Raw genomic sequence first — 21,895 nt, 5'->3', positions numbered from 1 at the left:
TTGGGCTGTGCTGAAGTGGGGCAATATTGGCTAGTTCCAGGTGATTGCTTTTCGGCGCACCTATTCACTTATAAAAAGCACTCGATGATCGCTGTACCGGTTGGCCTGTGTCAGGGCTCAATGCTCTTCCCCGTCTCCGGCTCAACGCCTAGTTCCTTTGCCAGAACGTTCAGACCTTGGGTCTTCCGCAGCATGTGCGCTCTGTCATGCGTCCGATAAGGGACACATCGCTAACAACGAACTATTTTCTTTGTGGGCTAATTCAAGTTGCAGATTAAATCAGCCTGAACTAGGGCGATCGCCAAGTGAAGTGCTTAGCGATCGCGTGGCTAAGCTACTGGGCGGGCGGAGCGGGTTGCTGAAGGTTAATAAATGGGACGGTTTCGCCCGTCACTTGAGGGAGAACCCCGTTCCACTTTTCGATTGCACGTTGCTGGAGTAGTTCGGCAGAGATAGACTCTTGCTGAAGGCGGTTAGCTTCTGCCTGGGCACGGGCGGTGGCGACCGTTGCCTCACCGTTGGCCTTCGCCTTTTCTACTTCCTGTCGCGCCCGCTCCGCCTCCTGCTTAGCGGTGATGACAGAGTTGATGGCAGCCTGTAGCTCTGCGTCTGGACGGAGGGAGACAAAGCTGATGGAGTGGACCTGGAAACCGAGGGGATCTAGGTCGGACTGAATCTCCTTGAGGACGGTGTCGAGGAACAGGCTTTTCTGCTCTCCGTAGATTTCGATTGCTTTCATGGTGGAGCCAACTCGGTTAAAGGAGTCCTGCACCATGCGTCGAACGTAGACATCTGCAATCATTTCAGGGGACTGGCGAAACTCAGAAAAGATTTGCTCGGCCTTGTCGGGGGCGAAGCTGTAGGAGATAGCCACGTCTGCCGTGAAGCTAGCGCCCTCGGATGAGTTGAGGGTAATCTGCTCATTCTGGTCAGGGTTGTCGCTGCGCTCCCAAACCAAGTTCTGGCGGTAGGTGGGGAAGTTGTAGATGTCCTCGGTCACCGGGTTGACACCGTAGCGCCCCACCTCAAGGGTTTCCATCTGACCACGCTTGCCGCCCGCCTGATAAACCTTTACCCCAACATTGCCAGGAGGGACGGTAGCGCAACCGCCGAGAAGAGTGGCAGAGAGAACGATCGAGATTCCAAGGGTCTTGGTCTTCATTTGATTTGCGCCAAAGCGTAAAGGACAGAGAGTGTGCCTGCCAGCCCCAGGATTACTGAGGCTGGCAGGGCCAAAGGAAAGGCAGCATTGAAAGCTTCTTTTGCCATCAAGAACAAGATGACTCCGAGCGCTAGCGGGAAAAATACATTGAGCGTCTTCCGGATCATGGCTAAGTAGGATTCTGGATTTGGAGGATGGTCAGCAGTGCGAGCTTGTCCTTGAGGGGTAGATAGTCCAAGTATTCCCTGAGGTGTTCGATTGCTTCATCTCATTAATGGCTCTGCGTGCGATCGCGACTCCAGCAGTAGCCAAAGCGATCGGGGTAGAACTCTAGAGGTAATGACGGATTGGTTAGGGTGATAGTAAAGCTACGCAACGATGCTTATGCCTCCCTGCCCTGATTGCACCTCTGAGCGAACCGTCAAGAATGGCCATATTCACACTGGAGCGAGTTTTACGCTTCGTCAGACGCAGCTTAGCCTTCTCGAAGAGTCTGCGTAATCACATTGGCTTTCTGTGGAATTTTGTTCACTACTACAACGCATCATCACCTCTCTAGTACTACCGAAAAACGAAAACGGAGCCAATAGTGGGCCACCGAAACCGAGAAAAATTGTAACGGTTAAGCCGTTTCATGCCAATGGATCTTATCGGACGTCAGTAAGAAGTACCCACGTGGGTCATGTCAAAAGAGTATTGGGCTTCCATACTTAGAAACATAGTCAACCGGCAGCATTTTCGCTTCTCAATTCCTGAGCGACTGAAACTATAAATTCCTGAATGGGTAGACCCAGGATGGATTTACGAATTTGAAAAGATTAGGCTGCCAAAGCTGTGCCTTAAAATTAGGAGACCTGATTATGTCCTTCGAGACTCCGAGTGCTTTAGCCAATTCAATTATGGCTAGCCTATACGATGTGCTAACCAGTGGTGATAATAATGTTCCTGCTTCAGAAGATAACTTCTTTAGCTGGACAACACCTGGTATGCCCATTGAGGCCGATGATTTTGACTTTCTTAGCCAAGGCTTAACTGGCATTGTCAATAAATCTGCTATTGAAGATCTGGGTACTGAAACTGAAACTCCAGAAATTACCCCAGAGCTTCTCGATCAATTAAGGGCAACCGATACCGCTCGGCTCTATATGCAGGCTGAAAGCTTTGCCCGTATGGTCGATTTTGTCCCCGACCTAGCCAAGCTTAACAACGAGCAATTCACCCGCCTGAGCGTAATGAACAATGAGGGTACGCTCTCTGAACGCTACGAATACGTTCTGCGAATGAGCCAGGTAATGCAGTCGGAACTACCCACTGATATTAAGCAACGCATTGAACAATTTCGAAGTCTTCTAAACGTAACCCGCACAGAGACAGATCTGTTTGGCCGCGAGCGGGAAATTACCGAAGATGGCCCAATTGTGAAACTCTACCAGGAGAAAATGGCTAATTACGAAGCCGCTGCTCTGGAGTACAACAGCCGCCGCATCGCCGCTCTAGCGGCTAGCCGCCCTGAAGATGTGCATTACTGGGCGATGAACGCCAATATTCTACGTAATCGGGTGCGGGCAGCGCTGGCCGATTGGGTCTCCAACGGCTACAAGAATGACTACGAGCAAATCAACGCCTTTATCGATCAAGTAATGCAGCGAGATATGTCGTTGCTGAAAGATCAATATCGCGATGACTTGTTGAAAGCGAAGCTCACCAGTTTGGCATCAGGCAGTGACTTCTACTTCACGTCAGTCGTTCCTGGTAACTTCACCCGTGCCTCCGGCTGGACACAGTTTACCTTCAACTCCTCCCGCTACAACCGCTATCGCAACTCTAAGTATGCGTCCCAATCCTCCAGTACCAAAGCCGGTGGTGGCTTCAGCCTCGGCTTCCTCACCGTGGGTGGTGGCGGTGGTGGTAGCAACACTAGTTCCTCCTACGAATCGAAAGTGAAGTTTGATAGTACTCGCTTCCGGCTTTCGTTCAAGATTGCTCAGGTGATGGTGACTCGGCCCTGGTTCAAGACGGCCTTCCTCAACAGCAAAACTTGGCGTTTCGATCAAAATAACCCCGATTCCAAAGCGCAAATGGTGAGCGATGGCGGCAACCCGGCCAAGGGGTTGATTCCGGCTTACCCCACGTCGATGGTGGTGATTAAGGATTTAGAACTTTCCCTCGGCCAAAGCAGCGGCTTCTCGGACTACCTCTCTGAGTATGAGCGGTCGTCGGCCAATGGCGGCGGTGCTCTCTCCCTCGGTCCCATTAATCTGGGCGGTTCCCACAAGCGCAGCACCAGCCTCGGTGAAACTACTTCTAAGCACGGCTATTCCTTTGATGGCCAAACTATGAAGGTGCCAGGGATGCAGGTAATTGGCTTTAAGTGCCATGTTTTGCCCAAGTCACCCAATCCATTGCCCAACATCGAGAAGTGGATCTAATTTGTGCGGAGTGATGAGATGAAAGAGTAGACAGACTTTGAGTATTAAGATTGAGATTTGAGTGAATAATTTAATTCAAATCTCAATCTTTCTCAAGCCTTTTATCTCTTTTGCAATACCCTTCTTTCTGCCAAAATTTAGATCTTAAGCGCGACTATTTAAGGAAGAATTATGGACGCGATCGCTCAATTGGCCCTTACGCAAAAGGCCCAAAGTGTTTTTGGGGGTGACAACACGTTTCTCAGTTTTCCCCTCACACCGCTGCAATATACCCAGGATGACCTGAGTTTCGTGCAAAATTTCAATGTGTCTCGACTAAAAGAATTTTCGTTACTGGTCAACTTAATCCCTGCTGGGCAGGCGTGGCAGCCGGTAGAAGCCCACTATCTTTGGGATGTTTATGGCGACGTTTTAGGTGGGCATGATACTGAATTAGCCCAGTCTACCCGCACGGCTCAAGAAGAAGCCCAATACCAACGAGTCGTACAGTTTTTAAGTGTTGCTGGTGCTGACGGCTGGCCAGAGCAGAGCCCAGCGGTGAAAGCCTATAATCAATTTCGTGATCAGTGGTTTGTGCTTCAAGAGCATTACAACTCAGCCAAAATGACTGGCGAGACCACAACTGACCTTGCCCTCAAAGAGCACTGGATTAGGATAGAAGAACCTCGACTTCGGCAACAGCTTCGTGATTTAGAAAACCGCTGGCTGAATGAAGGATTTAAGCAGGAGGTAGAGCAATCTCAAGAGATACGCAGTCGCTTGGGGGCCAAAAACCCCCATAGAACCTGGGGAGAATGGAACAGTAAATTTGACCCCAACATCAATGCTTTAACCGATGTAGACGGAGTGGAATTTTATCCCAGCAGTTTTTCGCCGATGAATGCGTTGGCATCGGGTTCTTGGCAAACCTTTAACCTGACCCGGGATGAAGTGGATGCGATGGTCAAAACAGCTCCGGCAGAGTTGCGATCGCGCCTCGCCGCCGACCTCCAAACCTCCGATATTGAGTCAATCTCACTGGAATTTAGCTCTGCTGCGATCGTGCGAACTTGGCTCGATTCTGACTTGTTTAAAGCTCGTTTTTGGCGGTTTATGGATCGCTCTCGACAGCTCTCCAACGGCAATACACCCCCTGCTGGTCAATGTCCTGCCTATGTCAGTGCAGTGGTGTTTGCGCGCAACATTACAGTGAAGCGCCGGGTTCAACCACCTGCGCCCGCAACCCCGACCACGCCCGTTGTTATTCGCCCTAGACGGCCTAGCCCTGATATTTTCATTGACCCAACTGATTTTCCTAAGGGCAAACGTTACTGGGATCGCCCCTCTGTCATGATGAAGATAGTCGCTAGCCCCGTCACCTCGCTGGACCTGGCCTATCCCATCCTGGCTCAAACGGCACAACCCAACTTAGCCTCAGGGAACCTCTCTCAGTCGCTTAAGGTCAACTCGTTGAATGCGGCTCAACTCCGGCCGATACGGACTATCGAACCGACGGATCTACCCTTGAAGCAACCGCTACAGCCAGTAGATAGGAACCCTGGAATTTCTCAGGCCGCTGCGTCAAAGGCGTTTTCGCGACTTCAGCAGGAAGCCGTTATGCGCCCTACCTTGCCCCAAGCAAGCAAGGTTTCGCAGGAACCCAGCCAAACGAAAACCACCTCCACGGCTGCTGACCAAATCTACATCCTGGCGTTTATTTGCAAACCTGTACCCCTCAGCCCTAACCCCGATCCTGCGTTGCAGTGGTAATTGGCTGATCTCTTTGGACCTTTGCTGTCTCATTATTCCAATCCTGAGACAATGCAATGGGAAATCAAGGCTTCCCGGCTGTCTCAGGTAAGACGTAAGCCGACCGCACGACTCAACACTCGAAAAGCCTTTCCCGCGTTGTTTTTTTACTAGACGAGATGTTATGGATGGATAGCAAAACTGTGGCGCAACGTGACATCCGACCCGTTTCTAAATCCCCGCATAACTCACCGCTTTTTGATGGTGAGCGCTTAAGTAAGCTCTTAGCCTTGCTCTCGCTGGCGTTGTGTTGGATAATCTTGATGGGCGAGTGGCTCCATTACCTCAAGCCGCTGAAGCTCAGAAAGCATGGGCGCACAGTAAAGAGCACGTTTCGCTACGGCTTTGACTATCCTAGAAACATTGTGCTTAATCTTGAACAAAAAACCGATGAGTTTCTCCACGTCTTACAGTTTTTGTCTGGTACTTAGGTTAGCTCGACTTTTTCCCATCACAGCAGCCTTAACCACGATCGCGACCACTACTGCTCAAGCAATTCCGGTTCCGGCTCGCACCGAAAGCTTGACGGCGATCGGAGGTCGAATTACCGAAATCCAAGCTGTCCGGATTCCCGTTGCCGATAACGTCACGGGGTCAGAAACGCGGGTTTCGCTTCAGTTCACCCTGAATGGCTGCCTCGACTCACTGCTGCCCGTTGTGTCGTACAGCGAAGTGCTCGGACGCCGCGCCACCATCTATGTGACTGCACTGAATGCCAACAATCCTGAATCTGCCCTTACCCGTTGTATCGCCATCCCGCAAGCGACTGCGCAAGTTAGCGTCCCTGGAATCTTTCAGCCGCAACAGGTGCGCGTCGTCTTCCTAGGTGCGCCACCAGAAGAGCAAGTTGTGCGCGGCCAAAGGTAATCGTTGAGTTAGCAAATGTCAGGAAGCCGGACGGTGCAATGCTCAATCGACCTACCGCCCACTTCTAAGTGAATAGAGACGCGATCGCACAACTTCAGCTTACGATGGTCCACTAGCGTTAATTTAGTACCACTCAGGTTAGAGGGCGCTTTCTGGGGATAAAGATCAGTCTGGAGTCCGATTAGTCAGCAGATCAAACTCACCTCTTACCACATCTGGCTTGTCTTGATCTTCCCGCACAAGTTCATCGATGTTTTCTACTCTGGCATCTGCCGAAGTTTGAGATGAGTCCTCCTGCTGCATCTTGTTTAAGGTTTCGTCACCCAGAGGTTGACGAGTCTGGCTTGGAGTTGGAGGCCGCATGACACTTTCGAGCCCCAAAGGCTTTTGACTGTCATTACCCAAATTTTTATTTTCCATTTTTAGTACCACTAAATTCTTATGTTTATGCTTACTCTAACGCTCTATTTGTTTATCAATCTAAAGTTGGATTAATTTGGCTCTAAATGTACATTTGAAATTAATGTTCGATGGCTGAAGACCTCAAACCATTTGCAATTGCTATGAGGACTCCCTTATTTTCACTGCTAGAGGCACTGATCTGTTAAGAAGAGATGCAAAGAAACCCCCAGCGGTAAGGCCAGGGGCTCAGGTGAAATTCTGCTGGGGCTATTGTGCCTGGTATTTCTCCAGGGTATCAACAGCGCTTTTGATGCTCGCGTAGGATTGATTTAGGAGCGCGGCATGGGCTTTGTCGGCGGGCTCGGTGCGTAGGATGTGGTTGAGAATTTGCTTTAAGGTCTGAATGTCAGTGTTCATAATTTGCCAACCCTCTTAGTGCTGCGTCAGGTTGATTCCTCCATCTATGAGTGTTACCTCGCCGCTACTAGGATTCATGAATCGAACGACTGATTTCCCAGGAAGTCCTACTATTGGTGCCGACTGCTTTGACGATCGCGCGCCTGCCCTGTTTTCTCAAGCGTCAATAGGCGTAGGCAGCAAAAAGCCCTCGGTACTGAGCCAAGGGCAGTAGTATAAAAACCGCTGAAACCTAATCACGTCAATGGATTTAGTACTTAGTAGGACTGAGCGTAGTGTGTTTTGGATTCTGCGCTACGTTGCTGTTTATACAGGATGGACAGAAATTCAGCTACAACCTTCTGGGGATGTTCGAAGCAATCCTTGGCTGTGAAGCGCCCGGCGTTTTTCTACGATGGACTCTACATTCCTGACCCGATCAAGCGGAGCGACATTCAAATTCTAGTGCAGCGTCGCTAACGAGGGGCACCCCTAGGCAGCAAATGCCTACCACTGGGTTCTGGGAGCAAGGGGTTCAAATGCAAAAATATAGAACGGCGGTGTGCCCGATTCTACCCCTGCATTTAGCGGGGCCGATAGGTGCAGTCGATTGGTAACCGCATAGATGGTTTGACCATCGGCAGAGAACTCAAAGTCATCAACCCAGCTAAGGCGAGGATCTTCAATCAAACGGCGGTACTCCCGCTCGGGAGTGATCACACCGATCGCATTGGCTGCGAGTTCTCCTAAGTAGATGTTGCCAGCCCCATCCATCAAAATGCCGTCACAAATTGGCTTGTCGGCATACTTCTCGACTCGACTTGCCAATTCTGCCGCGCTCAGAGACCTATCCCTCAAGTCAGCGGTGCGAATTCGATAGAGGCTGGTGCCGTGCAGAGCGCCGTAGTAAAGCCATTCGCGGTTGGCATCCAGGGCAATGGCATCTACGCCGACGTGCGGGCGCTGGTAAGTGCGATCTTGACGCCTCAGTAATGGATTGCCCTCCACAAACAGGTCAATGGGTTCTGGGGTAACGCTGTAGTGGCCCTCTAATACTCGTTGGGCTGTGCCTGCTTCTAGGTCCACCACGATCAGGGCGGCGTTGTCGCCACCGGCTGGGTCGGTGATGAAAGCGGTCTGGGTCGTCTCGTCAATGCGCAGGTCGTTAATGAACGAGCCAGCAGGGGTGACATCGGCGAGTGAAATGGTTTTGTGGAGAGCGCCTTGCTGGGTATTCCACCCCACTAGCTGCGGGGGGCTGTCAGTCCCCATGGCGTTGTCTAGGAGCCAAACAATGCCGGTGCTGTCGCTTAAAAGGCCAAGTACGCTGGCGGTAACGGGGCTATTTTCTGATTGGGGTAGCAACGGCGCGATCGCACCATTGCTGTACTCGGCGACGGGGTAAGGCGGGTTGTAGAACTGGTGCAGCGACAGAATTAGCTGCCCGCTGGGGGTGACGGTCAGGTTGCCGGGGGCTTGCTGTAATTCAGCTACGACATCTAGGGAGGGTTGGGCGAGGGCAGTACGAGCAATCGTGCCAGTTGTCAGCAGGGCGGCAGACAGCGCCAGGGGAAAGAGTTGTGGCATGGGGTGGGTTGGGCGAAATGGAGACAGGGAGCGTCCACATCCTCGCACTGATTTAGCTGGGAGTAAATCTACTAGAAAGACAAATACTGCTCAAAACTCGGCAGCTGCGCCGGTATTATCTGGTAAAACGAACAATACCGACACAGCTGGCTAGGAGACGCGCTCGCAGTTCACCATCCACGGCGCGAGGCTTGATACCTGGAGACATTGCCAACGCCTCGCCGTTGACACACTCTGGTGGGGTCACACCATGGCGCAGTCGTTGGAGGATCTCACGCTGCTGCGATTCAATACGCTCTAGGCGGGCAATTATTTCGTACTGTCAGCAGCGGCATAGACTACTGGGCTTGGTATTTCTCCAGAGCTGCGATCGCGCTTAGGAGGCACGAGTAGGCTTTGCTGAGTAGTTCGTCCTGGGCTTTGTCGGCGGGTTTGGTGTTCAGAATGCGGTTGAGAATTTGCTCTAAGGTCTGAATGTCAGTGTTCATTTTTGATGCCTCGCTGGCGTGGTTGTCTGCTTTGGGGTGGCGAATCTCAACAGGCACTACCCCACTGTTCATCCCTTACTTTTTTCTGCATTCACGCGAGCGTGTTGGGATAACACGACTATGCCATCTAGTTCTTTCAGCAGTGTTTCAGCAGTACCCGTATCCCCGTCACTCGAAGCTTGAGTGTATGCCTCTACCAAAATGCAAAATTCGTTCTTCATCATTTGCCATTCTTCTTAGTGCTGCACTCAGTTGGTTCTCTCCATATAGCAAATAATACTCTTAGTTATTGAGAAGGCACAACCAAACGGCAGACTCTTTAGTAATTTTCAACAACTTATACGCATCTAAAACATTTATATCTAACAAGTTATACATGCCATCAAACAACTGCTGAACTGCAAAGTTCAGCTCCACCAGGGTAGTTTATTGTAGTAACAATGGTCTGGGCTTTGATCTGCTCTGGCTGGTGGGGATTGCTACGTTGGTAGCGGTGTACCTAAAACAGCAAACGTAGGTCAAAGCCCAATCCATTTAGGCCTAAAACTGGCGAAGCTGCGATTTGGGGCAACTTACCTCTCAATTCTTTAAGCAGCAAGGGATTCAGGTAGTACGCCACTTGGACTAGCCATGAACTAATTTTCTTCAAAACTGAGTAGTACAATGCACGTATTTATCGTTTTTAGAGGCTGAAGCTCGCATTCTTTCGTTGAAGGGTTTGGGGAAATATCCGGACAATAGCCCTGGTGAGTGGAATGGAGGGTAGTACAGATGCTCTTCATTCTCCGGCAATGAGAGTCGCTGCATTAAAACTTCGTTTTCATAGTTGCTACTCTATAAGCCGACAATTCTTGGGTTCAAAGCCAGTTTCCCACCAAGATTAGCGGTGCCCACTTACCTGGGGTAACACTAGAGCCCCGCCGAATGGCTTGAATTTGGGCCTGCTGGAGCGCTTGGGCCTTGTTGAGATCAGGTTCTTTCAAAAACCGATAAAAGTCCTGGCTGATTTGGGCTGTGGTGGCGTCATCGGCCTGCCAGAGGGAGGCGATCGCACTTCTAGCCCCGGCTCGAATCGCCACTCCGGCCAGACCTAAGGTAGCGCGATCATCCCCGGCGGCGGTGTCGCAAGCTGTGAGCATGACCAGGTCAATTTGTGGGTTTTTGGGGTTTCCCGCTTGAATGAACGCCTCTAGCTGGCCAAAGGTGACGGTTTCCCCCTGCCCGGTGATGATGAAGTTTTCCGCAGGATCGGGGCTGAACTGCCCGTGGGTGGCAAAGTGCAGAATGGAAAAAGGCGTTTTTTGCAGGGCCTGCTCCAGCTGGGCCTGACTAAAGGCCTCATCGAGCAGCGCCTGGCTGCCCGGCAGCGCTGCCAAGACTGAGGCCACCTCCGTCGGCACCGCCGGAATGGGCGGAAACCGCCGCCCCGCCGCGATCACCGCCTGGCTGCTGCCCAATACCAGAGCCTGCAAATTCTCAGGACGCGAGGGTGCAGCGGTGGTCAGGGTGAGGGCGGGGGTGGTGGCTATGGCGTATTTCTCGATTAAAAACTGGTCACCGTTGTAGAGCGCTGCCATGGGCACGCTGCGCAAAAAGCTGTCGTGGATAAACACCAGGGTGGTAATGTTGCCTGCTTGTAGAGCCGGTTCTAAGGGCTTGATCAGCTGACCGTAGAGCTGTTCGGCCACGGTGGTGTCGTAGGGCTCGGTGTAGAAGGCCTCCAACCCTAGGCGAAACTGCACAACGGTGTCTCGCAACTGGGAGCTGTTGTCAATCCAGACGAGCTGTGGAGGTTGGTTGGGCAAATTGACGATTAGGGCCGTGCGCTGGGGCAGTACGACCGAGCTGATGACGGCGGTATTGGTGCTTTGGGCCAGCAGATCGACTCGGGCTTGGGCGACGGGGTTGAGAATGCAGTCGTTGCCAAAGTAATTTTGCAATTCAGCCAGCCGCAAGGCATCGGCAGTGACCAGGGCCGACTCTAAGGCCGAGGCTGATGGGGGCAGGGTTTGCTTGGCTGCCGCCTGAAGGCTTGCCACCTCTGAGAGCTGGAGTTCAATTAGCTCGCGGTAGAGGGGTTCGACGGTATCTCGAAAGTCGAATTGCACGTCGCGATCGGCCACCAAAATTTCGGTACGAATGCTCTCTAGGGTGGTGACAGCTTGGGCATAAGCGGCGATCGCTGCCTCAGGGTTGCCCTGGAGGCGAGCGATGCGGCCCGCTTGCCACTGCCACAGGTAGAGGCTATCAGCGGCGGACAACCCCTGAGTGGCGGCCACCTGGGCCTGCTGGGTCAGAGCCATAGCGGCAGCCAGCTGGCCCTGGCACTCTCGCAGGTGGCCCAGCTCTCCCAGGGCGAAGGATTGGGCGCGGTGGTCGCCGATTTGGGTAGCGATCGCCGCGCCCTGGTCTAACCAGATCTGGGCCTGGGCCTCGTCGCTGGGTAGGGCACAGCGAAAGGTGGTGCCCACTGGTTGATACGACCGACCGACGGCGATCGCTCCGTAAGCCAGGATTCGACTGGCGGGCAGCTGAGCCACCAACTCGCTCAGCCGCTGGCGGGTCGTATTCGCAGCGGTTGGGTCGTCTTGCTGGCGATAGAGGGGCAGCAGGTTGAGTCGGGTTTGCCACTCTGCGGCCAGGTTGGCCTGCTGCTGAGCACTCTCAAGAGCTTGCTCTAAGAATTGCTGGGCCTGCTGCGATTGCCCTTGGGCCTGGCTGCTAAAGGTGTTGGCAATGCCGGTCAGTCCTAGCTGGCTGGCCGCCTCGGCTCGGCGGTAGTCAAGGCGCGATCGCCGCTGAAAAATGCTGCCCAGGCTGTTGAGTAAGGCTCCCTCAAACTGACCATAGCCCGACGCCTGAGCGAGCTTTAGCCCTTGCTGCAAAATGGCCTCGGCTTCTGGGTAGTCGCCCTGCAGGCGATAGGCTTCGCCCAAACTGCCCAGGGCCGCTACTTCCCCCAGGGCGTCGTCGGTGGCGGTGGCCAGGGCCAGGGCTGAACCGGGGGTGCAAGAGTCTGTGGGAGCTTCGGTCTGGGGTAGGCAGAGCAGAGCGATCGCCCGTCGGTGCTGCCCCAAACTCAAATGCACCTGGGCTTGCTCGGTCAAGGTGCGCCCCAGGTGCAGCGAGTCGCCCAGCTCGCGGTAGAGAGTCACCGCCGCAGTCCAGGCGTCTAGTGCCTCAGCGGGTTGCCCCACCTGCTGATGGGCTCTGGCCAGATTTTCGTAAACCAGCGCTCGCTGCGATGACTCAACGCCAGGGCCATAGCTCTGCAGCGCCCGTTGCCAGCGATCGATGGCGCTCTGATAGTCGCCAGCTTGGTAAAAGGAAACCCCTGTCTGCACCAGCTGCTCTGGGGTACCAGCCTGAGGCGCGATCGCATCGTTCGCCAGCCCCAGTAACCACCACCCGTGGCCGCCCCAGATCGCCAGCACCAGCCCCACCAAAAACAGTACGCCCCACAGGCCCCTTAGGCGACGACGCAGATAGTTTGGCATCGAGACACACCCCTATTTACATGGCAAAGTCGCCTGTTAGGCTGGTTTTACCGAAGCCTGGCAACAGCTAAGCCCCAGGTTACCAGAGGATCTTAGGCAGGATACCAGCCCGTTCTTCTTGAGAGTGGCGTAGAGAGTCGTCAGTACTGCAGCTATGACCCTAAAAAACTCTAGCAACGCGGCACGACCGCATTGCTAGAGAGGAAAGCATCAGCGAAAATCAGCGCGATCGCTTAGCCCTAGGCGGCGATGAAATCAAACGTAGGCACCACATTTGTTGTATCTTGCACAACGCCAATCAGATCGCCGCCAAAGAAGATCAGAGTATCGGTAGCTAGCCCTCCAGAGAGATCCTGGAACGCAATGCCGTAATTGCTAGCGCTACCCGTAACCTGAATTTTGTCTCCCTCCAAATAGTTGAAGTCGGTAATAGTGGCATAACCATTGTCGAGGTAGTAGAGGCTGTTGGCATCGCCGAGGGCGAATACATCGGCCCCCGAACCGCCCTCAAGCACATCAAACTCGCCGAAGGTAAAGCCGAAGCCATTGAGGAAGTCGTTGCCAGAACCCCCGCTCAGCGCATCGCTGCCGCTGCCCCCCAGGACGATGTCGCTGCCCTTGCCGCCAATCATCCAATCATTGCCGGAGTTGCCGAATAAAAAGTCATCACCGCTGTTGCCGTTAAGAATATTGTTTTGAAAATCACCAGCAATAAAATCGTTTTGAGTTGTGCCAACAACATCAATGAAATTTTGGACTCCTAGCCCAATAGTGCCAATGCCGGGAATATCATTGACCACTAAGCTATTAATAGAAAGATCGACGTTGATTGATACAATACCGCTGTTGCCAGAAGACGCATCAATAGTATTAAATTGTCCAATTGCGCCAATCACGTTATCGACAGACACAATTTTGTCAACTCCGGCGGTTCCCTTACCGACGAATCCACCGGCTTCTAGGGTTATGGGCTGGCCAAGCATGCTGTAGTCGATGGTGTCAACGCCGGAGCCACCCTTGATTAGGTCATTGCCAAAGCTGCCGTAGATGTAGTCGTTACCCCCAAATGATGCAATAGAATCATTGCCAATGGTGCCAGTCACAACATCGCCAAAAACACTGCCGTTGATAATAGCCATAGGTTTCTCCAAAGAATAAGAATGAGACGTTTAAGCCGCATTGTGGTTGAGTTTTGCAACTCTGCCTGGGCTTAATGCGGTCATGAAAGACAATGAAGAGAAGCTTTATTCAGACGTTTTGTTGAACGACTTGGCTCTCTATGGTTCTTAGATTAGAGTCTTCAAACTCTCCAGTCAGGGAGTATAAATGCCAACAAAGTGGTTTGAACCCGCCAAGTAAATTGCCGAAAACTACAGCAATAAAAAAGCGGCCCCATTATGGAGCCGCCGATAGAAATCATCTACTGTTTCAGACGATTAGAGATGGAAAAGAACGTGCGATCGCTCAGTCGATCAGCCCTTCCTCGCGGGCGCGAATCTCGGTTTGAATGCGAATATTTTTGCCGGGGTCGGGGTAGACGCCCAGGGCATCTTGCACCTTGCTCCAGTAGTGGCGCACGGTGCGTTCTGAGACATTCATGCGATCGGCAATGGCCTTGTCTTGTAGCCCTTCTTTAAAGGCGAGCTGCAACACGTGCAGCCACTCGGGCTTGACCTCCAGGCCGCTGCGCATATCTTTGGGGGTGTAAATTAACCCCTGCATAGCCCAGCTCACCTTGGTCAGCATTTCGTGCAGGGGCAGGCTTTTGTCGACAATGGTAAAGCCCCCTTGGTGAGCGTCGATCGCCGGTTTGAGCCGCACCAACGATTTAACGTGGGCGCTCTGCACCACGATGTTGAGGTCGGGGTGCTGCTGCATGAGCGATCGCAGCAGGCCAATCCCGGTCTCGGGCAGCGAGGGTGCCCCAGCTTTTTCTGGAATCGAGAGATCGACGACCAGCAGAGCGGGCAGCACCGTCGCCACGCTGGCCGCAGCCTCCTGGGCGGTGCGCACGGTGCGAATATCGGCATCGGGATAGTCTTTTTGCAAGGCGCTCACGGTGCCGCTGAGCACAGCGTCGTGGTCATCGACGACGAGCAGCTGTTGGCGTTGGGAAGTAGTCATAGGTTTAAGAAGATGCAGTAACAGATCAAAGGGGCGATCGCGGTGGCCCGCTACCAGTCAAAGGCCCAGCGCAGGGTCGCTGGCCCGTGGGTAGCGCTGACCTGGCCCTGGCTAAACAGGTCAAAGGTGGTGAGGTAAGCCCTCCAGGTCTCCGATTGATCTAGATCTAGCAGGGCAGGGGGAACGGCGTTTTCATAGTCAATAGAGATCGTCAATCGCTTGCGATCGGGGCCTGCGGCGAGACTCACAACGCAGCTCTGAGGCAGGCTGGGCCGGGCCGCTAGAGTTTGACCCAGGTGGTTTAACGCCGCTAGCAGCAGGAGGGTGTGCTCGACCGGTTCGACCGGCCATTGACCAGGCAACTCGGCTCTGGCGGGCACCTGGGTTGGCCAGTTGGCCAGCGCCTGCTGAATTGCTAAGGGCAGCGAGTCGTGCAGGTAGGGCGAGCTGAGCCGGTTGCCCAGGTCTTCGAGCGACTGGTATAGATGCTCGACGGCGGCCAGGCCACCATCGCCAGGCAGCAGCTCTAGCTGTCGCCGCACCGCAAACAGGTCTTGCAGCAAACCGTTGCGAATGGCATCGGCTTCCCGGTTTAGCCACTGGGCCTGGTGCCGGTACCACCAGCGCAATAGCCAGGCCGAGTCAATAACGGGCTTAACAAGCTTTGTCAAACAAGCGCTCCCTCGCTGTGCCAGCCGAGATGGATTCCCTAGCTGCTCTATACTCTAGGGCGACTCAACCAGAATTAAACCGCATTTTCAACCAGAGACTTTGCACTTTTCTGCAATCTGGTCTTCTTTCCTTAACGACCAGTTCTAAAGCTGTAGGGCAGCCCTCAGATGTAAGCGAGATCCGCTCACGCTAGAACCTACGCCGTTTCCGTGGCCAGTTGAGAATCGAACCTAACGTCCTTTAGCTGTGGCATAACCAACGCCAGCTTCGCAACGCCACGCTCTACAGCGGTTGATAGGTAAAGGTGAAGTAGAAGCCATTTTCTTGCCAAGAGCTGCCCTGGTTCGGTACACCAATCAGGGGAATGCCGTAGGTAAAGCCCAGGTTGGTGGCGGGGATGGGCTGCCACTGCACCCCCAGACCAGTGCCCAGCAGTACCGAGGGGGTGGGGCTTTCGGTCTGCGTGTTCCAGCCGGTGCCCGCGTCTACAAACGGGATTAGCAAGAGCTGGTTGGGGGTGGCCGACAGGGGAATGCGCAGCTCGACCGAGCCGACCACGGCGTTGTCGGTGACGATCTGGTTTTGGGCGTAGCCGCGCACCGTGTCTTGCCCGCCGACGCTAAAGCGCTCTAGGGGCAGCAGCGAGTCGGGGGTGAGCTGAGCGTTGACGCGGCTGACCAGCAGCAGGTTGGGCGAAACCCGCTCGACCCACTGAAACTGTCCCAGCCAGGCAAAAAAGCGGCCATCGGTGCCGGTGTCGTTGACGGTGGCATCGAATAGGCCGAGGCCGAGGCTGAACTGCGATCGCGCCGCCACCACCCGCCGCAGATCTCGCGCCAGCCAGTCCTGGGAAAATCGCAGGGCGCTCACCTTCGCCACCCCATTCTCTGGCCCGATTGAGAAGGAAAAGGGAATGTCGTTGAGAATAAAGCTGCGGCTTTGACGCAGGTCAAAGGCCAGGCCCAGGGCAAACTCCTGGCTGATCGAGCGGCTCAGGGGTTGACGAACGCTCAGCGCCAACGTTTGGCTGGTACTGCGAATGCCCGCATCGACAAACTGGGGCGTGACGATACGGCTGCTGGCGTTTTCGTAGCGCAGTTGCAGGGTGCCGTCGCGGGCGTTGAGGGGCAGGCCGTAGCGCAGCTCGTAGAGGTTTAGCCCCTGGGTGTGGCCGTAGCGCAGGCTGGCCGCATCCCCCAGTCCCAGCACGTTGCGGTGCTGCACCTGAGCCTCGGCCTGCCACGAGCCAATGCTCGATGACTGGGAGTTGTCGAGGGTGATTGCAGCCGACAACGGGTCAGCTTCCACCACGTCGAGAATCAGAATGTTTTGTCCCGGACGGCTGCCAGCGGTGAGTTCGGCATCGACGCGCTCTAGCAAGGGGTCGATTTGCAGCAGGCGCAGGGCGTCTTCGATCTGGGCAATTTGCAGGGGCGACTGGGTGGCCAGGGCAATGCGATCGCGCACGTAGCCCTCTCGCAGTCGGCCCAACCCATTCACCTGAATAGTCTCGACCCCGCCCTCGATCACCTGAATCTGCACTACCCCGCTGCTCAGGTCTTGATTGGTGGGCAAAAAGGCCCCGGAGGTGACGTAGCCCTGGCTCTGGTACAGCTCGGTAATGGCGGTGCGCAACCCGAGTAAATCGGCCAGCGATAGGGCATTCCCCTCCAAGGGCTCCACTAGAGCGGCGATCTCATCCTCTAAAACAGTGTTGCCCACCACCTCGATGCGGTTAACGGTAAACACAAGTTCACCTGGCGGGGGACTGGTCTCCTCAGGGGTGGGCTCGGGTCGCAGCAGCGGTTCCTCGGGCGGAATTGGCTCTGGCAAGGGTGGATTTAGTGGGGCAGGCCGGGTGGGCTCAGTAGGTTCTGGCAGCGGTAAGCTGGGTGGCGTTTGGGCCTGAGCCCCCAGATCAAGGGCCATTACCACTATCAGGGCAGTCAGCCCAGCACGAAATAGATGCATCACAGCAGTAGCGTCTCTTGTCAAAGAATCAACGGCGACCCGAGGCAGGCTCTGGGTGAGCGGCGATCGCCCTGGCTGCCCAACTATCCAGCATGTTGGTGGGGGAGTCAATGTAGAAACCAGCCAGTTTGGCATCTATGCGGCCTCAGTCTCTAACTGCTGGGGGCTGCGCGATCGGCACAGCGACGGCTGAGCACCAGACGTCCATCGGGCAGTTGATATACCCCATCCGGCTCTTGAATAGCGAACGCGGCGGGTTCTTCTACCACGCGCACGGTGCCGGTGGGGTAGGCCGAAATTGCTCCATCCCCAGGGCTAAGCGGCAGCCCGCCACCGCCCGTGACGGTAAACGCCCCCAGCCCCGGCTCAGTGCGGGCAATGCAGCTACCGCTAGTCAGCGCTGCTGTATCTACCAAGGCATCTTCGAGCGGGGTCAGGCTGCTTTCGATAAAGCTGGTGTCGAGTGTATCTACGGCGATCACTCCGCTTACCCCCAGTTCTGAGGTGGCGGTGATGTCGCTGAGGGGGCTGCGATCGCGCCTCGGTTCAATGCCAAAAATGCCCCGTGCGGTGACAGATACATTGCCCCCCGCCCCAGCAAAGGCATCGGCGCGAATGTCGCTGTTTTCGCTGGGAATGGCGACGATGAAGGGCGCTCGAACGGTGATGTTGCCGCCGTTGCCCCCAGCCTGAGCGGTGCCCGCTGTAGTCGAAATGAGGCCACCGTTGCGCAACAGCAGCACCTGACTCAGGTCGATGACAATGTTGCCGCCATCGACCGCTGCCGACTCGGCGATTAGCTGGCCGCCGTCGAGCACCAGGCGCGGAGTGTTGCCCAGATCGCCAATAATCAAGTTGCCCGCCGCGCCCGCTGCACTAGAGCGCACCGAAATGGTGCTTTGGGGGATAAAAAGGCGGGCGATGCTGGGTCTGTTAGCGGCTTGGGCCGCAAAGGTTGGGTTGCTGCCAGACACCAAAATACTGTCGGTGGCATTAACCCGCACGGTGCCCGCCGAACTTCGGCCTTCGCTGTTGGCTAAGACTTGACCACCGTTGAGCACCTGTACCTGACTGGCCGAGAGATCAATGTTGCCGCCTGCCCCACTAAGGGGAAACTCGGTAGAGGATTGGAGACTGCTGGGAAAGCCCGATCGCGTACTATAGCCATCGACTGTGATGCGATCGCGCGCCTCCACCTGAATATTGCCTGCTGGCCCACGTCCCACGGTTGTGGCGCTAATAACGGCTCCCTCAGCCACCGCTAGAGTCCCTGTTCGCACCGCAATATCGCCACCTTCACCAATGCCGGTGATACCTACGGTGCTAAAGAATGCACTACGAAAAAAATCATCATCCTGAAAGAGAATTTCGCCACTCAAAGACACCGTATTTGCGGCATCAATTTCAATATTCCCAGCATCGCCGTTGCCAAAGGTGCTGGTTTGAAGCTGTGCGCCATTTACTAAAGATAAATCTTGGGCCTGAATGCGAATGGTGCCACCATCCCCATTGCCTATGCGAGATCGACCCGTTCCGTCGCCCACAATGGCAACCAGCCGGGCGTCATCTAGAAAGACACGACCTGCGGCTTCCACTACAATATCGCCGCCGTCTCCCTGACCAAAAGTGCTGGTTTGTAGAGCGGCTAAATCGGTCAACAACACTGAATTAGCCGTCAATCGAATCGTTCCAGCATCACCGACTCCGTTTCTGTTAACAGAACTGCTAGCCCCACTTGAGCGAATGCGATTGTTAGCGATAACTGCACCAGAAAATTGGGCATCACCGCGAACGTTAAGCGTAATATCACCTGCGTTCCCAAACCCATCGGTATCCGACTCAAACGCCCCGAAATTGGTAGCGGTTAGCGTTCCGGTATTTACCTGAATGTTGCCCGCATCCCCCCTGGCATCGGTGTATACTGCTGTTGAAACAAGCGTTTCGTTATCTAAAGCTGTTTCTTCCTGAATATTGAGTAAAATATTTCCTCCGTTTCCGTTTCCTGAGGTCACAGCTGTTAGCTGACCTTCTGAGAGAGAAAGTGATCGAGCCGTAATTTGAATATCGCCTCCGTCTCCGACACTTCCTTCTCCTGCAAATGCAAAAATTCCACTCGAAAAATTACCAGGGCTTTTCCCATTGAATACTGCTGAATCTGCCACAGAAATCAAGATGTCTCCAGCGTTTCCTGTACCCAGAGTATAGGCAAGGAACTGAGAGCCTCTGGTGATTGACAGCGAGGCTGAATCTACGAAAACATTGCCAGCAGAACCCCTGCCACTGCGTTCTACCGTGCTAAAGATGGTTGAGTCATCATCAAATGAAATCTCGCCAATTGCCAAAATTGCAATACTGCCAGCGTTGCCAGCACCAAACGTAGAGGACTGTATGCGAGAGCTATTATTTGCTGCAATGCGATCGCGAGCATTAATCGTAACTTCTCCCGCATTCCCCTGAGCAAAAGTCGTCGTGTTAATCCGACCCCTATCCATAAGAATTGAACCGGACTCCAACGTGATGTTGCCAGCATTGCCGATCGCCGTTTCCGAATCAATACTACTTTCAATTCTTGCGGTGTTGCTTAGCGAAATGTAGTTGCCAGCTTGAACATAGATATCTCCACCATTGCCTGAGGCATTCTCATCGTCAGTAACAATACTTTGAATCGAACTTGGAATTATGAGAAAATTAGGCTCGCCAGTTCCTGGAACAGTTGTAGTGCCCCGAATGCCAAAGCCATCCAATAAAACGAAATCACGAGCTTGGATAGAGATATTGCCAGCGTTGCCCTGACCACGTGTTAGGGATTGAATAGTACCGCTGTTGGTCAATGCTACAAAACCAGCAGTAACTCTAACATCACCTGCTGTGCCCGTACCTTCTTCCTCAATAGTACTAAAAATGGCACTGCCGGGCCTGCCTTGAATAATGCCGTCAATAATTAGGCCATCTTGAACATCAATGATGACGTTGCCGCCGCTGCCCTGACCGTTGACGCTCGTATCTAGTTTGGCGCTGTTTGTCAGAGATAGCTCCCTGGCTGTGATTTGAATGTCACCTCCTGGGGATTGAGAACTGCCAAAAACTGAGCTAAAAATGGCGCTGGGAAAACCATCTAGGCTAACGCGATCGCGAGCATTAATCACCACATTGCCAGGAACCCCGATGCCAAATGTGCTAGCACTAATCTGAGCACCATTAATCAGTGAAAGATTGGTCGTATCAATCGTGATATTCCCCCCATTTGCAGCTACGTCTTCGCCCCCGAGGCTAAACACATTGGCATCATCTAAAACAATGTTTTCCGCAACCCGAATGTTGATATTACCGGCATTGCCAGAACCGATGGCGCTGTTGCTAATTTGCGATCGCTGAGCAGTGAGTGTACCAGCTTCAATTTCAATATTGCCAAGCTTGCCTATCGCGTCTGTAAAAATAACATTGTTGACTAAGCTATTGTCCTCAATGCGTACAGTTTCAGTTGCCCTGATCTGTATATTGCCGCTTTGGCTTTGGCTAGTGCCTAGCCCAGGGGGGATACCCGCACTCAGCTGACTGTCAGAAATAGTAATGTTGCGTCCAGTTAGGGCAATACTGCCGCCGTCATTAGCAGTAACATCCAGCACTGAATCATTACCAATCAGAATATCGGCCCGTCCCAAGGTTTCTGGAAAAATCAAGCTACCGTTAGGGGCGAATGCTACGGCACCGTCTCCGGACACAGCAGCTAGCTCGATGCGGCCCCCAACCGCAGAACCTACGTCTAAAATGCTGCCATCCAGCGTAAGATTTCCGCCTGCCAACACAAGATTTTGTCCAGCCTCGACCCCTAGGATTCCTTGGCTAGTGATAGATCCCTGATTGAGTTGATTAAACCAGAGGGCCGAGGGGTCAACGATGAGAATCGGCAGCGGGTTCGGATCGGCAGCGCCAAAGCTGCCCTGTTCACCAAATTGAATGGCGCTGGCCGTCGTGGCCGTAAATGCTCCCTGCACATCCAGCCGGGCACCGGGGCCAAACACCAGCCCGTTGGGGTTCATCAAAAACAAATCAGCTGCGCCATCGACCCCCAGGGTGCCAAAGATATTCGACGGGTTGCCCCCGGTGACGCGGCTAAAGATGGCCTCAACCCCAGCGGGGTTGGCAAAGTAGACCCGCTGCCCGGCATCCACATTGAACTCCAGAAAACTGTGGAACAGGTTGCCGCCCTGCACCGCGCCGCCCCCAATCAGGTCGGCGAAACCATTCTGCACCGGAGCATTGGGAGTCACCGTTGAGCTTTCGACCCCCAAGGTGGCGTCGGGCACCAGCTGCGCCAGGGTGGGGGGAGCGGCGGGGAGGGTGGCGATCGCCCCTAACACCAACATGCCGCAGACAGGAAGGGGAGAGTAGGGCATAACCAGGGGCAGAGAAAAAGCACCCAAACTTTAGCATCTGTCTCAGTTTTGAGACGGTCGAACCTTGAGATCAGCGCATGGTTTAGCAGGTTTGAATCTGCGAACCTGACGAACT

15 protein-coding genes are annotated in these 21,895 nt (G+C 54.0%); 4 read left to right on the top strand and 11 right to left on the bottom strand.

The features are described from left to right. Window positions 1-334: 334 nt before the first annotated feature. Complete coding sequence (locus H6F75_RS16025) at window positions 335-1,162, bottom strand: SPFH domain-containing protein (RefSeq protein WP_190703253.1); 828 nt, start codon at window positions 1,160-1,162, stop codon at window positions 335-337. An 899-nt stretch (window positions 1,163-2,061) separates the two neighbouring features. Between H6F75_RS16025 and H6F75_RS16020 the strand changes: the two genes are divergently transcribed. From H6F75_RS16020 to H6F75_RS16005, 4 genes are all read left to right on the top strand, one after another. Beyond that, window positions 2,062-3,591: a hypothetical protein gene (locus H6F75_RS16020; RefSeq protein WP_190753462.1), complete on the top strand. Its 1,530-nt coding sequence runs from the start codon at window positions 2,062-2,064 to the stop codon at window positions 3,589-3,591. Between the two features lie 171 nt (window positions 3,592-3,762). Beyond that, a complete protein-coding gene (locus H6F75_RS16015; protein WP_190753461.1) occupies window positions 3,763-5,340 on the top strand; it encodes a hypothetical protein in 1,578 nt (525 codons plus the stop codon). A gap of 167 nt (window positions 5,341-5,507) precedes the next feature. Beyond that, window positions 5,508-5,810, top strand: coding sequence for a hypothetical protein (locus H6F75_RS16010; protein ID WP_190753460.1), 303 nt, complete (start codon window positions 5,508-5,510; stop codon window positions 5,808-5,810). Beyond that, entirely contained in the window at window positions 5,770-6,246 is a 477-nt protein-coding gene (locus H6F75_RS16005; protein WP_190753459.1) for a hypothetical protein, read from the top strand. Before H6F75_RS16010 ends, H6F75_RS16005 begins: the two co-directional genes overlap by 41 nt. 165 nt (window positions 6,247-6,411) lie before the next feature. Here H6F75_RS16005 and H6F75_RS16000 read toward each other — a convergent pair whose 3' ends face one another. The 10 genes from H6F75_RS16000 to H6F75_RS15955 all read right to left on the bottom strand — a co-directional run bounded on the left by H6F75_RS16000 (window position 6,412) and on the right by H6F75_RS15955 (window position 21,780). Beyond that, on the bottom strand, window positions 6,412-6,666 hold the full coding sequence (locus H6F75_RS16000; protein ID WP_190753458.1) for a hypothetical protein: 255 nt from the start codon (window positions 6,664-6,666) through the stop codon (window positions 6,412-6,414). Window positions 6,667-6,915: 249 nt separating this feature from the next. Continuing rightward, window positions 6,916-7,065, bottom strand: a complete 150-nt coding sequence (locus H6F75_RS15995) for a hypothetical protein (RefSeq protein WP_190753457.1) — start codon at window positions 7,063-7,065, stop codon at window positions 6,916-6,918. Between the two features lie 486 nt (window positions 7,066-7,551). Further along, complete coding sequence (locus H6F75_RS15990) at window positions 7,552-8,631, bottom strand: L-dopachrome tautomerase-related protein (RefSeq protein WP_190753456.1); 1,080 nt, start codon at window positions 8,629-8,631, stop codon at window positions 7,552-7,554. 338 nt (window positions 8,632-8,969) lie between these two features. Beyond that, window positions 8,970-9,191 carry a hypothetical protein gene (locus tag H6F75_RS15985; RefSeq protein WP_206754686.1) on the bottom strand — a complete coding sequence of 74 codons (222 nt, stop codon included), beginning with the start codon at window positions 9,189-9,191 and terminating at the stop codon, window positions 8,970-8,972. Between the two features lie 785 nt (window positions 9,192-9,976). Beyond that, window positions 9,977-12,616 carry a CHAT domain-containing protein gene (locus H6F75_RS15980; protein ID WP_190753454.1) on the bottom strand — a complete coding sequence of 880 codons (2,640 nt, stop codon included), beginning with the start codon at window positions 12,614-12,616 and terminating at the stop codon, window positions 9,977-9,979. A gap of 239 nt (window positions 12,617-12,855) precedes the next feature. After that, window positions 12,856-13,755: a calcium-binding protein gene (locus H6F75_RS15975; RefSeq protein WP_190753453.1), complete on the bottom strand. Its 900-nt coding sequence runs from the start codon at window positions 13,753-13,755 to the stop codon at window positions 12,856-12,858. 325 nt (window positions 13,756-14,080) lie between these two features. After that, on the bottom strand, window positions 14,081-14,740 hold the full coding sequence (locus H6F75_RS15970; protein WP_190753452.1) for a response regulator transcription factor: 660 nt from the start codon (window positions 14,738-14,740) through the stop codon (window positions 14,081-14,083). 50 nt (window positions 14,741-14,790) lie between these two features. Continuing rightward, window positions 14,791-15,411: a hypothetical protein gene (locus H6F75_RS15965; protein WP_190753451.1), complete on the bottom strand. Its 621-nt coding sequence runs from the start codon at window positions 15,409-15,411 to the stop codon at window positions 14,791-14,793. Between the two features lie 283 nt (window positions 15,412-15,694). Further along, window positions 15,695-17,518: a ShlB/FhaC/HecB family hemolysin secretion/activation protein gene (locus H6F75_RS15960; RefSeq protein WP_242020043.1), complete on the bottom strand. Its 1,824-nt coding sequence runs from the start codon at window positions 17,516-17,518 to the stop codon at window positions 15,695-15,697. Window positions 17,519-17,535: 17 nt separating this feature from the next. Further along, window positions 17,536-21,780, bottom strand: coding sequence for a filamentous hemagglutinin N-terminal domain-containing protein (locus tag H6F75_RS15955; RefSeq protein WP_190753450.1), 4,245 nt, complete (start codon window positions 21,778-21,780; stop codon window positions 17,536-17,538). Between the last annotated feature and the right edge of the window lie 115 nt (window positions 21,781-21,895).

It is taken from the genome of Nodosilinea sp. FACHB-131 (assembly GCF_014695395.1).
Taxonomy (GTDB): domain Bacteria; phylum Cyanobacteriota; class Cyanobacteriia; order Phormidesmidales; family Phormidesmidaceae; genus Nodosilinea.
The sequence above is the reverse complement of the archived record's forward strand: the minus strand, read 5'-3'. Positions and strand labels throughout refer to the sequence as shown.